At 72.6% G+C, this 13145-nt stretch carries 8 protein-coding genes; 3 read left to right on the top strand and 5 right to left on the bottom strand.

Annotated features, from left to right (window positions below):
- Positions 1 to 7 precede the first annotated feature (7 nt).
- A complete protein-coding gene (locus tag WME79_RS16890) occupies positions 8 to 1270 on the top strand; it encodes a hypothetical protein (protein ID WP_437536655.1) in 1263 nt (420 codons plus the stop codon).
- A 4-nt stretch (positions 1271 to 1274) separates the two neighbouring features.
- On the opposite strand, the gene WME79_RS16895 is transcribed toward WME79_RS16890, so the two are convergent.
- The 5 genes from WME79_RS16895 to WME79_RS16915 all read right to left on the bottom strand — a co-directional run bounded on the left by WME79_RS16895 (position 1275) and on the right by WME79_RS16915 (position 8550).
- Positions 1275 to 1877, bottom strand: a complete 603-nt coding sequence (locus WME79_RS16895; protein ID WP_437536658.1) for an adenine phosphoribosyltransferase — start codon at positions 1875 to 1877, stop codon at positions 1275 to 1277.
- Positions 1878 to 1918: 41 nt separating this feature from the next.
- The gene (gene surE / locus WME79_RS16900; RefSeq protein ID WP_437536661.1) at positions 1919 to 2695 is read right to left on the bottom strand and encodes a 5'/3'-nucleotidase SurE; all 777 of its coding nucleotides are present in this window, start codon (positions 2693 to 2695) and stop codon (positions 1919 to 1921) included.
- A gap of 24 nt (positions 2696 to 2719) precedes the next feature.
- On the bottom strand, positions 2720 to 4333 hold the full coding sequence (locus WME79_RS16905) for an aldehyde dehydrogenase family protein (protein WP_437536664.1): 1614 nt from the start codon (positions 4331 to 4333) through the stop codon (positions 2720 to 2722).
- A gap of 99 nt (positions 4334 to 4432) precedes the next feature.
- Positions 4433 to 6631 (bottom strand): hypothetical protein, encoded by a 2199-nt coding sequence (locus WME79_RS16910; protein WP_437536667.1) that lies wholly within the window; start codon positions 6629 to 6631, stop codon positions 4433 to 4435.
- Positions 6632 to 6729: 98 nt separating this feature from the next.
- Positions 6730 to 8550 carry a c-type cytochrome gene (locus WME79_RS16915; protein ID WP_437536669.1) on the bottom strand — a complete coding sequence of 607 codons (1821 nt, stop codon included), beginning with the start codon at positions 8548 to 8550 and terminating at the stop codon, positions 6730 to 6732.
- 428 nt (positions 8551 to 8978) lie between these two features.
- Here WME79_RS16915 and WME79_RS16920 point away from each other — a divergent pair, with 428 nt between their 5' ends.
- On the top strand, positions 8979 to 10688 hold the full coding sequence (locus tag WME79_RS16920; protein WP_437536672.1) for a TolC family protein: 1710 nt from the start codon (positions 8979 to 8981) through the stop codon (positions 10686 to 10688).
- 173 nt (positions 10689 to 10861) lie between these two features.
- Positions 10862 to 13078, top strand: a complete 2217-nt coding sequence (locus WME79_RS16925; protein WP_437536674.1) for a sodium-translocating pyrophosphatase — start codon at positions 10862 to 10864, stop codon at positions 13076 to 13078.
- The last annotated feature ends 67 nt before the right edge of the window (positions 13079 to 13145 follow it).

Here is a 13145-nt window from a genome sequence, read left to right on the forward strand (position 1 = left end):
GGGCGGCGTGAAGAAGCGGCGGCATGCCGGCGGCAAATCCGGCTACCCTGCGAGCGTGGACGACCCCAGCGCGCGGGAGATCGAGGCGGCTGTACAGGAGGCCCTGGGCCTGTTTGGAACATCGGGCTCGGTGGGCGTGCAGGGACGCCAGATCGCGCTGCGTGGGCGCGGGGCGCCCGTGGCCATCGATCTGGAGCAGCTGGTCGAGCAGTGGCCGCTTCTGCCACAAGATCTGCGCACGCGTAAGGCGTCCGACATCGCGCGGCGGCTCGCTCAGGCGCACCGCGCGGTGAGCTCGCTCGCGCCGCCAGCGCCGGCCGCCCGGGTCCGGCCAGCGCGGCACCTCGTGATCCCCGTCGGCGTGATCGCGCTGGTGGTCGTCGGCGCCCTCTTCGCGTCGCGCATGCTCCGATCGCGGGAGGCCCCGGCCGCCGCGCCCACAGAGCCGGAGACGACCGCTCGCGAGGACGCGGCGCGGAACGCGCGCACCTGCGAGGCCGCGCGCAAGCGGATCTACGCCGGCGCTTCCATGGGGCCGTTCGAGCTCGCGGGCTGGGTCGCCGAGCTCTGGCTGGCGATGCCGCGCGGCACCGCCGCAGCGGAGGTCGCCGCCGGCGCCGGGGAGCCGGCAGCCCTGACGGCCGAGTCCGTGGGGCTGGGCGCGCTCATCGCGCAGGGCAAGCTGACGGCGGGCGCCGACGCCGATCTCGCCGCGATCACCGACGGGGCCGTGGAGATCGTCGCCGGGTTCGATGCGGAGGAGGCAAGGCGCTCGCCGTCGTGGCGCGCGATCACCGCGCGTTTTTCCGGCGGATACGCGCGGGCATACTTCGATCCCGCGCAGCGGGCGCGCTTCGTCGCGCTCGGCGATCGCATGGCCGACGCGTCCGCCGCGGCGCTGGGCGCCCTGTACGCGCGCTGCGCGCACCTGCCCTACCACGATGCCGGCGCCTGGTTCCGAGGCTCGGATCCGGCCGCGGCGGCGACGGCGATCGTCTATGCGTCCGGCCTCTTCGCCGAGATGTCGGCGGTCGATCGAGGGGCGCTCACCGCGCTGCCAGGGGTAGGGCCGATCGACGCCTTGCGCGGCGCCGGCGCCTCGCTCGATGTGGCGAGCCTGGGCAAGCTGGTGGGGGCGCACGGCGGGGGCATCACCAAGGGCGCGTCGGGCGCGGTCGTCGTCACGTTCCCCGTCGGCGGGCCGACCCGGGCGACGACCGCGAGCCGCACCGTCGCGCGCAAGCTGCAGGTCGGCGTGGGCCAGGAGTGAACGCTCACTCGCCCGCGGCGAAGTGCACGATCGAGAAGACCGGCGCCGCGTCGCCGGCGCGCTCCGCGAGGAGCGCCCGACCGCCGAGGAAATCGAGCTCGACGACGAAGGCGAAGCCGGCGACCTCGCCGCCCTGCTTGCGCGCGAGCTCGGCCGCGGCCGAGGCCGTGCCGCCGGTCGCGAGCAGGTCGTCCACGATGAGGACCCTGGCCCCCGGCCTGATCGAGCCCGTGTGCATCTCGAGCTCTGCCGTGCCGTATTCGAGCGCGTACGCCACGCGATCGGTCGCGGCCGGGAGCTTGCCTGGTTTGCGCACGGGCACGAAGCTGGCGTTGAGCCGGGCTGACAGCGCGCCGCCGAAGATGAAGCCCCGGGACTCGACGCCGACCACGACGTCGACGTGCTCGCCGACGAAGCGCTGGGCCAGGAGATCCAGCGTGATGTGGAGCGCCCGCGGATCCGCGAGGAGCGGCGTGATGTCCTTGAAGAGGATCCCGGGCTTCGGAAAATCCGGGACGTTCCGGAGGTGCGCCTTGAGATATCGGAGCGCGTGCTCGGAGGGCAGGGCGTCGTGGTTGAACATGGCGCCGAGCGTAAGCGAGCGCATTCGAGCCGGAAAGCGCTCCACGCCTCGCGATGCGAGCTACGTCAGGCGGTGTGGCCCTCGCTGAGCTCCGCGGCGAGGAGGCCTGCGATGCCCTCGTGCTGCGCGGCGAAGAGATCGAGGGTCAGCGGCGTGACGCTGACGGCCCCTTCGTCGTAGGCCTCGGTGTCCGAGCCGGGGACGAGGTCGTGGCGTACGCCCGCGCCGCCGATCCAGAGGTACTCGTGCCCGCGCGGATCCCGGCGAAAGATCACCTCTTCGGTGTACAAGCGCGCGCCGATGCGCGTGGCTCGCACGGGCCAGCTGTTGCCCGCAGGGATGTTGACGTTGAGCAGCGGCGCTGGCCGGCGGCCCTCCTGCCCGGCGGCGCGGTGGAGGGCAAGGGCGAGCTTGACGCCGAGCGCCGCGGCGGCCGGGAGCGACGCGCCTGCATCGGCGGAGAGCGCGATCGAGGGCACTCCGCGGAGCGCTCCTTCGCGCGCGGCGGCCACGGTGCCCGAGTAGAAGATGTCGGCGCCCAGGTTGAGCCCGTGGTTCATGCCCGACACGACCAGATCGGGGCGCCGCGGCAGCACGCGCGTGCCGGCGTGAAGGGCGACGTAGATGCAGTCGGCGGGCGTCCCGTCGACCGCGAACACGCCGGGCGCAGCCTCCAGAAGCCGGAGGACACGGTGCAGGCTCAGGGAGTGGCTCGTCGCGCTCTGGTTGACCGCGGGGGCGCACACCACGACATCGGCGTGCCGGGCGAGCTCGTCCCGCACCGCGGTCAGACCCGGGGCTGAGTAGCCGTCATCGTTGGAGAGGAGGATCAGAGGGCGCATGCGTTCGCTTGATGGGTCTCTGGATCAGCGACCGAGCAGGCGCCTCGCGAGCGCGGCGACGAGCTCGACGAGGGCGCTGATGCGGCCGAACCATCCGGCTCCGCCTCGCGCCCGCGCCATCGCGAAGGCGATGGTCCGGAGCGCGGGCGTATAAGGGTACCACCACAGCTCGCTCTTCGCCCTGTTGCGGTCCTCGAGCAAGAAGCGCGGCCGCGTCAGCTCCGCGAGCGCGTGGGGGCTGCTCGTGACGCCGTAGCCGCTGTCTCCCGCCCCCGTCCACGGCGCTGCCGGGAGCGCGCCCGTGAAGCCGTGGTTGTTGATCGTCACCACGCCGGAGCGCAACCGTCGCGCCAGCGCGTGGGCCCGCCCATAGCCGCGGGTCCAGAGGCTGGTCGTGAGCGCGAAGCGGGACGCGTTGGTGCGCGCGATCGCCTCCTCGGCGTCCTTCACCACGATGATGGGAAGAACGGGGCCGAAGGTCTCCTCGCGGAGCAGCGGCGTGTCCTCGCGCTCCACCTTGAGGACCGTCGGTGGGAAGGCGAGCGAGCCCTCTGCCGGCGCGCCGCCGGCGAGGATCTCTGCCCCGCCCTCGACGGCCGCCTCGAGCTGATGCCGCACGAGCTCCGCCTGCCGCGCCGTCGTCATCACGCCGACGTCGACGCCGGCCCGGAGCTGCCCCGTGAGCGCGACGACGCGCGCGATGAAGCGGTCCGCGATCGCCTGCTCGACGTAGACGCGCTCGATGGAGGCGCAGTTCTGCCCGGCGTTCGTGAAGGCGCCCCAGAGGATGCCGCGCGCGGCGCGCTCCAGATCGCAGTCGCCGAGCACGATGGCGCTGTCCTTCCCGCCGAGCTCCAGGGACGTCGGGATGAGGCGCTCGGCGCACGCGACGGCGATCTTTTTGCCGGTGGCGACGCTGCCGGTGAAGACGACGAGATCGACGCCGGCCCCGACGAGCGCGGCGCCGATGTCGCTTCCGCCCTGCGCGACGGTGAGGACGCCGTCCGGGAGCAGCCCGTCGAACAGCGAGGTGACGAGCGCGCCGGAGCGCGGCGTGACCTCGCTCGGCTTGAAGACCACGGCGTTGCCCGCGAGCAGCGCCGGCACGATCGTGCGCAGCGGGATCGCGACAGGGTAGTTCCAGGGCGTGATGAGCGCGACGACGCCGCGCGGATCCCTCTGGATGCGCCCGACCTTGCCGGGGTAGGCGAGCGGGTCGAGCGCGACGGGGGAGTCGTCGAGGAGCTCCTCGATGGACCGGGTCCAGTAGTCGATGAGATCCGCGTTCGGGAGCACTTCAGCGAGCGCGGCCTCCTCGATTGGCTTGCCGCACTCGCGGTGCACGAGCGTCGCGATCTCCTCGGCCCGCGCGAGCAGGCGCTTCTTGACGCGCGCAACGAGCTCGGCGCGCTCCCTGATCGGGACCTCGGCCCAGGCGATCTGCGCCGCCCGCGCTCTGGCGACGATCGTCGCGAGGGCGCTGAGCTCTGTCTCCGCCACGTCGTCGAGGGGCGCTCCCCCTGCCGGGCTGCGCCGAGGGAAGGGACCGGAGCTCGCCACCCTGACAGATGCCGACGACGCCGCTTCGCCAGCTGCGGCGCCGGCCTCGTGGGGAAGGGGAGTCGTCTCGGAATCCATCGGGCGCGGAGCCTAGCACCGCGCTCCTGCTCCTCTGCATGGGGCATGTGGCGACCCCGAGAGAGCAGGCCCCGACCGGACCGGCCGGGGCGCGGGTTTCTACGGAGCGGGATCAGGCGCCGGCGCGGTCTCTTCAGCGGGCGCGGGCGCAGCGCCCTCACCGTCCGGGGTGGCGGTGCCGGCGGGGCTGCCTTTCCGCTTCGTGGGCCGGTCGGGCGTCGGGCTCGCCGCGGAGGGCGTGATCGCCACGACCGTTTGCTTGCGGCAACCGACGATGACCGCCTGCCCGGCAGAGAGCCACGCGGGGGTCGACGTCTTCTCCGTCGTCAGCTTGCCGAGCCGCACGTAACGCGTCCCGCAAGGCACGTCGAGCGTCTCTCCGGTGCTTCCGGCGAGCGAGCCGTTCACATACACCGACGCGCGCTCTGGCGAGTTGACCGTCAGGTGGCCCCGGTTCGGCGGCAGATCCTCGGCTTTGCCTGCGGCCGGCGCAGCGCTCGCCTCGGGTGCAGCGCTCGCCTCGGGTGCAGCGCTCGCCTCGGGTGCAGCGCTCGCTGCCGGCGTCGCGGTCTCGGCCGCGGACGGTGCAGCGGGCGCCGTCTCGGTGGGCGCGGCGGTCGGCGTCGGCGCGGTGGTCGGCGGCTGCGCGGTCGCGCTCTGGGTCGCTCCAGGAGACGTGTCGGGGGCGACGTTGGGGAGCGGCGCGGGCTCGGAGCCAGACACGCTGAGCCGGTACGCGACCGCTGCGCCGCCCACAAGGAGCGCCACGGCGGCGATCACGATGCCCACGCGGGAGCGCGGGCGCGGCGGCGGTCGCACGGTGATGCCAGCGTCCACGGCCGGCCGCGTCGTGACGTGGTCGGAAGGCTTCACGTCCTTGTCGGCCGGGAGGGGCGGGTCCTTGGTGATGACCTTCGGGAGAAGGTCGCGGTCGGCTGCCTTCGGCCTGGACCTGCGATCCGCCTCGTCGCTCGCGTCTCTGGACAGCGTTCCAGGCGGCGCATCGCCGGCCTCTGCGGCGACCGAGCGCGCGATGGCCTGGGCCTCGGACCGCGCGGAACGGACCGCCGTCTCCTCGTCCTCGAGGCCCTCGGGGCGAGAACGAATGACGGTGGGCTCGTCCTCGAGCATGCCGCGGATCACGGTCGGCTCGTCGTCGACCATCTCGCGGCTGAACTCTCGCTCGGTGGCAGGCTCGCCCATCGCGCGCCGGGTGGCGGCGGCGATCGGATCGGGCGCCTTGGGGGTGACCGGCTCACCAGAAGAGGACGGCGCGCGGGCAGTGACCGCCTCGAGAGTAGGGGCGTCGTCCGTGGCGGCTGACGCGGTCGTGGCGTGCACCTCCGCACGGTCGGGCAGAGATCTGCGCTCCGCGCGCGCCTCGGCATCCGGCGTCGGCCTGCGCTCGGCCGGGAACTTCAGCGCCGCAGCGGGCTTCTGGCCGGGTCCCGGCTCGTCGGGGAGGAGCCCCGCAAACGAGAGCTCGCTGTCTCCCTCTGTCACCTTCGGCCGCGCAGCGACGTCCTCGTGAGGGAAGAACGGCTTCGTTTCTGCCCGCGGACTGGAGCCCCGGGCCGGGGGCACCGCCGGGCTCGCAGCGGGCGCGTCCTTGGCCTGGGCCCCTGACCTGGCAGCAGGCGCGGTGACCTTGGCAGCGGTCCTGGCTGCCTCTCTCGGCTTCAGCTCGGCGGCCTCCGCGGGCGGGCGGAAGGTCTCCTGAGCGCCGGCGGGCGGGCCGGCGTCAGCCCGCGGGAGATCGAGCGAGGCGGCGGGCCTCGCGCCCGGCTTCCCGGGTGAGCTGGGAGGCGGCGCAGGGTTGCGCGCCGGCGTCGCCGCGGCCGGCTTGACGGCCGCCGCCTTGACCCCGCTCGCTGCAGGCGTGGCCGCTCCGGGCGCCTTCACCGGCGGCTGTTGCGGCGTCTTCGCCGGAGATTGCTGCGGCGCCTTCGCGGCCGCTGCGGGCTGCTTCGCGGCGCTGGCCGCCGCCGGGCTGGAGGCGTCGATGCCACCGACGTCGTCCAGGACAGGCTCGAGGGAGCGCGGCGCAGACGGTCCGCTCGCGGCGAGCGCCGCTGCCGGCCGTGCTTCGTTCGCCGGCGACGTTTCCGTCGAGCTGAACCTGGGGTCGGGCGAGGCCGCGCCCGCCGTGTCGTTGGCGATGGCGCCGGGCGCCTCGCCGCGATGCGGGGCGAGCTCGGCGGAGGCCGCGAGCTGCGCCCGGGTGCGGGGCGCAGCGGCGTTCCGCTGCACCCGGTGGAGGAGCGCTTCGAGGGTGGCGACTTTTTCGGCGACGTTCACGCCGCGCCAGCATATCGCGGCTCGGCGCTCGTTACATCATTCGCGGTGAAGGGGCGCGATCGGGCGGGCTCACCGGCGGAAAATCCCGCCGGAAGGGGTCAAAGGGTCTCGAGGTAGGCGACCAGATCGTCGATCTGGGCGTCCGAGAGCTGGGACGTCTTGCCGTGCCGGTCGCCGCCGCCGCAGGCGGGGTTGGTGAACCGGTCCTTCAGCGTCGGCGCGCATCCGTCGTGCATGAACGGCGCGCGCGCGCCGATGCGGACCAGCGACGGCACCTGGAAGGGCTTGCCCGTACCGACGTCGAACGAGTCGTTGGTCGTGAGCTGAGCGCCCGCGTGGCAGCTCGCGCAGTCGACGGCCTTGTCGTGGAAGAGGGCCTCGCCGCGCGCGACGGCCTCTCCGTCGGGCGCCGACGACACCGGCGGAGCGGGGAGGCTGTCGATCCACCGAGCGAAGACCTTCACCCGGCGCGGTCCCTGGTGCATGCCGCCCATGCGCCGCTCGAAGACCTCGTCCATGATGGCTTCGATACCCGACATATCGCCGTCCCAGTGGAAAGGCGCCGTGTTGAGGATCCCGCCGCTGACGAACTGGGTGCGCCGCGGTCCGATGGGGTTGAAGTGCCAGGTATGGCTGTCCTCGCCTCCCTCAGGATGGCACGAGGCGCACGCCATCGGGCCGGCAGCGTTCCGGTGGAACATCTCGTGGCCGGTGTCCCTCCGGCTCTCCCCGGGGAGCGTGATGACCTTGGCGACGCGGTTGCCGGCGGTGTTGGGAGCCGCGAGGACATGGAGGCCAGCCGGCTCACGGGTCTGCACCACCACGGAGCTGCCGGCGAACGCGACGGCCGTGGGCTCGCCGTCCACGACCACGCGCTCGTCCTCCCCGACGCAGGTGCCTTCGGGGCCATCCATCGTCACGTTCAAGTTCGCGCGGCGGGTCATCAGGATCTCGCTCCTGCCGGCCGCGACGACCGCATACGAGAGACCGTCATCGGACACCGCGACATCGACGGGCAGGGTCGCGGAGGGGAGGGCAGCGGCCAGGTTCGGCTGGCCGTCGGAGTCGGGGGTCCCGACCTCCGAGACCGTGCTGTGGACGACGCTCCCATCGCATCCGCCGGAGCTATAGCCCCCCTCCACGATCTCGACGGGCGCGATCAGCGCGCGCTGGTGGACCATCGCGACACCGCCCGTCGGCAGCTTGATCGTCCGCCAGGCGACGGTCGGCGCGAAATCCTGCCCGAACAGGTTGAATTTCGGGAGCTTCTTTTGCTCCATGACGATGCCGTCCGCCCCGATGGTGAGCAGCTCGGCAGACCGGAACTTGCTGACCAGGAGCCGATCCCCGTCCACGACCACGTCGCGCAGGTCGCGATCGAGCTTCAGGCGGCGTGTCGCCGCTCCGGGACCGGCCGGGAGCGTGACGAGCTCGCCGCCGATGCAGGCGACATGGAGCGCGTCGGTCTGCGCATCGTAGGCGATCCCCCGCGGGGCCGGGCACACGTCGCGCCGGTCGACGATCGTCCCGCTGTCCGCGTCGACGGTCACGATCGCGCCGCCGCGGCGGAGCGCGACGTGGAAGCGACCCGCGTCGTCCTCGACGACCCTGCCCGGCTCGTCGCCCTTCTGCAGGGCGATCTCCGCGGTCAGCTTCTGCGTCTGGAGATCGACGATCCACACCCGGTCGCGATCCGGATCCGCGGCCACCGCCCGGAGGGCGCTCTTGCTGACGGCGAGCGTTCCGCCGCTGATGGCGGGCGGCGGCTCCGCCGCGACCGTGACGCTCCCAGGATCGCCGATGTCGGGGGTGTCGTCCTCACCGAGCTCCCACGGAGCGCAGGCGGCAAAGGATGATCCGATCACAAGGATGGCGAGGAACGGGGAAAAGCTGCGGCGCGACGCAAGCAGTCTATGCATGAGGGCCTCCGGTCCGCCGCCAAGCAAGATGGCGGCCACTTCATTAGATGTTCTTCCATCCGATCGCGCGCGGCAATACGTGTTGCCGCGGAGAGAGCGACGCATTCTTGCCGTCCGCAACGCGCGTGAGCGGGGTTGGGTGGCGCCTCTGGACGATGCGCATCAGTGACGCCGTCCCTGCTGTCGTGGCCCATCGCGGCACGGCATGACGAGCGCGCCAGACCATCGTGTCCGGCGCGGCCCAGGACGGTGACCGACGCGGTCACGGCATGACGCGGGCCTGGGAGCGCAAGCACGCCGTGGGCCGAGAGCGCGGGCTGTCCGGTCACCTTCGCCAGACGGCGAGGCGAGCGATCCCCGAGACGCGATGCGTGGGATCGCCTGTGACTTGACGGGTGCTCTCGCCGCCCATAAGTGACCCACCGGTCATGAAAAGCACCGCACCCTCGTCTCGACGCAGCATCTCGCTGGCTTCGACGCTCGCCGGGCTGCTCGCCCTCGGGCTCATCGCCTCACCGGCCGCGGGGCAGCCGGCCGCTCCCCGACCGGCGGCTCCGCAGCCGGTCACCCCGCCGCCCGCCCCGGCGCCCCCTGCAGCGGGCCAACCGCAGCCCCCGGGGGCTGCCGTCGCTGCGGCCCAGCCGGCGGCGCCGAAGGCCGATCCGCTCGCCACGGCCCTCGCGGCGCAGCCGGGAGGGCTGACGCCGGACGAGGTCGCGAAGGCTGCGCTGCGGACGCGCGCGTCGCTCCGCGCCAAGCAGGCCGATCTCCGCGCGGCGGCTGCGAAGGTCGACCAGGCGATGGTCAATTTCTTTCCGCGGCTGACGCTCACGGCCACCTACACGCGTTTGTCAGAGGTCGAGACCCCGGCCCTCGGCGCGGGGGCGCCGACCGTCAGCGTAGTCGATGCGGATGGGAAACCTGTACGCGATGCGGCGGGGCTACCTACGTTCACCCCGGGTCGCCTCGCCACTGCGCCCTGCCCGGACGCCGCCGACTCGCAGTGCATCGTCGACGCCGGCACCGACGCCGCCAGCCGCGGCTTCGTGGAACTTGCCAAATCTCCTGGGCTCAGCCTCCCTTCGGCCGTCAACTCCTACTCCCTGACGGCGAGCCTCGCCGTGCCCATCTCGGATTACGTGTTTCGCATATCGCAGGGCTACGCCTCGGCGTCCCACGCAGAGAGCGCGAAAAAGCTCGAGCTGCAGGCAGAGACGCTGCAGGCCGCCGCCGACGCGAAGATCGCGTTCTTCAACTGGGTCCGCGTGAAGGGGCAGGTCGTCGTCGCAGGTGAGGCGGTGTCTCAGGCCAGGGCGCATGTCGAGGACGCGCGCCGCACCTTCGAAGTCGGGCTGCTCTCGCGCGCCGACGTGCTCCGGCTCGAGGCCCAGGTGGCCGGCGCGGAGCAGGTGCTCAATGAGGCGCAGGCCGCGCTCCTGGTCGCGGACGACCAGATCCGTATCGCGCTCGGCGCCGCGCCGGACAGGCCGCTCACGTTGGGGATCGATGTGATGGGGAGCGCGCCTGCGAAGCCGCCCGCGGAGGCGCTCCCGGCGCTGGTCCAGGAGGCGCTTCAGAAGCGCCTCGAGATCCGCGCCCTCGACGAGACGCAGTACTCGCTCGAGAAGGCCGAGGCGGTCACGAGGGCCGGCTACTTCCCGCGGTTGGACGGGTTCGCCGATCTCACCTACGCGAACCCCAACCAACGCGTCTTCGGAGCTCACGACAGGTTCGATGCGACGTGGTCCGCAGGCGTCCGCGCCACGTGGGTCGTCAACGACATCTTCACCACCGCAGCCGCCTCCGCCGAGGCGAACGCCCGCACCACGCAGATCGCGGAGCAGAAGGCGGCGCTGCGCGACGCCCTCCGCCTCGAGGTGGTCTCGGCGTATTCCGAGCTGAGCAAGGCCGCGAGCAGCATCGAGTCTGCAGAGCGCCAGCTCGCGGCGGCCGCGGAGTCGATGCGCGTCCGCTCCGAGCTGTTCCGGGCAGGGCGGGCCACGAGCGTCGACGTGGTCGACGCCGAGGGCGAGGTGACGCGCGCGCGGCTCCAGCAGCTCAACGCGCGGGTCGGCGCGCTCGTCGCCAAGACCCGGCTGGACCACGTCGTCGGACGCGACGCGAAGGACGTGAAATGACCTGGCTGCGCGCGTCTTCTTCGCTTGCGCGGCCCTCCTGGCCGGAGTAGGGAAGGCGTGCGCCGCTGCAGCGCGGGTTCCTGCGGCGCCTTTGTCGACACCGCGGCAACCACCCGCATCATCCCTCACCGGCCGAGGCAGCGCGTCCACAGTGCGCGCCCGGTCCGCCCGTCATGACGGAGCTTGCGCTCATCCTCAGCGGCGGCCTGCTCGGGCTCGTCTTTGCGGCTTACCTCGCTCGCTGGGTCGTTGCACGCCCCGCGGTCGAGCCCGAGATGCAGCGCGTCGCCGCGATCATCCAGGGGGTCGCGGAGGCGTACTTTCGCCGCCAGAGCAGCGTGATCGGCGCGGTCTCCGCGATGCTCGGCGGCGCCATCTTCCTCGCTTACGGCCTGCTCCGGCGCGCCGGGGAGAACAACCCGGTGCCAGCGCTGGAGCTCGGTGTATGGCTGACGCTCTCGTTCGCGGTCGGGGCCGCCAGCGCTGTCGCGACCGGCCGCGTCGCCGCCTGGATCGCGCCCCGCACCAGCGTACGCGCCGCGAGCGGCGCCCGCCGCTCGCTCGATCTCGCCCTGCAGATCGCCCTCCGCGGCGGCGCCGTGTCGGGGCTCTTCGTCGCGAGCATGAGCCTGCTCGGCCTCGGCGGCCTGTTCGCCGCGGTCCTCGCGTTCCGTGGCGGCTTCGGCGCCGAGCCGGCCGAGGCGCTCGCGCTCGCCCCGACCATCCCCTGGGTCATCGCCGGTTACCCGCTCGGCGCCTCCTTCGCCGCCCTGATGGCGCAGCTCGGCGGCGGCACCTTCTCCAAGGCGGCCGACCTCGGCGCGGACCTCGCCGGCGCGGAGGTCGGGCTCGACGAGGACGACCTCCAGAACCCGGCCACGATCGTCGACCTGGCAGGCGATACGGTCGGCGACTGCGCCGGGCGCGCGGCCGGCGTCTTCGCCTCGACCGTCACCGAGAACGCGGGCGCCATGGTGGTCGGCGCGATGCTCTTCCGCAACAACGCCGGGCTCCCGAGCGCCCTGGCCGTCGTGCTCTTCCCGCTCGTCAGCCGCGCCTTCGGCCTCATCGCGACGCTCTTCGGCGTCATGGTCGTCAAGACCGACGACCGCGAGGACGCCTTCAACGCCCTCGTGCGTGGGCTCTACGTCACGGCCACCCTCCACGCCGTCGGCATCGCCGGGGCCGCCAAGTGGCTGCTCGACGCCCACTGGGTCATCTTCTTCGCCTGCGGCGTGATCGGCATCGTCACCGGCATCGGCGTGCTGCACGTCACGCAGTACTACACCGAGCAGCGGCACCGCCCGGTGCGCGAGCTCGCCGAGGCGGCCCGCAGCGGCTCCGCGATGGCGGTGCTGCGCGGGCTCGCCATCGGTCTCGAGAGCTCGGTGCTCCCGCTCCTGGTCGTCGTCGGCGCCACCTTCGGCTCCTACCTGCTCGGCGCCCGCTCCGGGCTCGCCGGGGGGGGCCTGTTCGGCACCGCGGTCGCGACGATGGGGATGCTGGGCACCGCGGGGTACGTCCTCGCCATGGATGCGTTCGGCCCCATCGTGGACAACGCGGGCGGCATCGTCGCCGTGACCGTCGCCCGCGAGCGGCCGGACGTGCGTGGCCGCACCCTCGTGCTCGATGCCGTCGGCAACACGACCAAGGCGCTCACGAAGGCGTACACGGCCGGCGTGGCCGCGCTCGCCTCGCTGCTGCTCGTCGCGGGCTACCTCGATGAGTCTCGGCGCCGCGCGTTGGCGTCGAGCGCGCCGATCCGCGGTGAGACGACCGCGATGGTCCTGCGCCTCGACCGGCCCGAGGTCTATCTCGGCGCCCTGGTCGGGATCCTCCTTGTCTTCTGGCTGGCCGGCCGCTGCATTCGCAACGTCCTCCAGGCCGGCCGACGTGTCCTCGACGAAGTGAGGCGCCAGGCCCGCGCCCGCCCGCCGGGCTTCGTCGGCGACCACGAGCCCTGCGTCGAGATGGTCTCTCGGGCAGCGCTGCGCCATATGATCGCGCCCGCCCTCGTCTCCGCGGTGGTGCCCGTCGTCGTGGGACTTGCCTTGCGCTTTGCAAGGACGGAAGATAATCCTCTGGTCGCGGCCGATTCAGTCGCGGCCTTGATCATGGCCGGGACGGTCGCAGGCGTCCTCGGGTCGCTCTTCTTGGGGAATACCGGGGCGATCTGGGACAATGCGAGGCAGTACATCGCGACCGGCGCGCACGGTGGGCGCTACCTTGTCGACGAGACGGGGGCGCGGGCGGACAACCCCACCTACGGTGCCGCCGTCGTCGGCGACACGATCGGCGATCCCCTCAAGGACGTGGCCGGTCCCGCGATCCACGTGCTCATCAAGATGCTCCCCGCCGTGATCATCGTGTTCTTGCCGTTCTTCATCTGATGACGGTTCTTCACCCAGCGGGATTTGCCAGAGATCCCGTTCACCCGACCCATCCCGGCGAATAGCC

It is taken from the genome of Sorangium sp. So ce726 (genome assembly GCF_051521405.1).
In the GTDB taxonomy this organism is placed as follows: domain Bacteria; phylum Myxococcota_A; class Polyangia; order Polyangiales; family Polyangiaceae; genus Sorangium.

Bases quoted from the DNA above. Each gene is read 5' to 3' on its own strand.
- WME79_RS16920 (WP_437536672.1), top strand. From the start codon at position 8,979: ATGAAAAGCACCGCACCCTCGTCTCGACGCAGCATCTCGCTGGCTTCG.
- WME79_RS16925 (WP_437536674.1), top strand. From the start codon at position 10,862: ATGACGGAGCTTGCGCTCATCCTCAGCGGCGGCCTGCTCGGGCTCGTC.
- surE (WP_437536661.1), bottom strand. From the start codon at position 2,695: ATGCGCCCTCTGATCCTCCTCTCCAACGATGACGGCTACTCAGCCCCG.
- WME79_RS16895 (WP_437536658.1), bottom strand. From the start codon at position 1,877: ATGCGCTCGCTTACGCTCGGCGCCATGTTCAACCACGACGCCCTGCCC.
- WME79_RS16905 (WP_437536664.1), bottom strand. From the start codon at position 4,333: ATGGATTCCGAGACGACTCCCCTTCCCCACGAGGCCGGCGCCGCAGCT.
- WME79_RS16915 (WP_437536669.1), bottom strand. From the start codon at position 8,550: ATGCATAGACTGCTTGCGTCGCGCCGCAGCTTTTCCCCGTTCCTCGCC.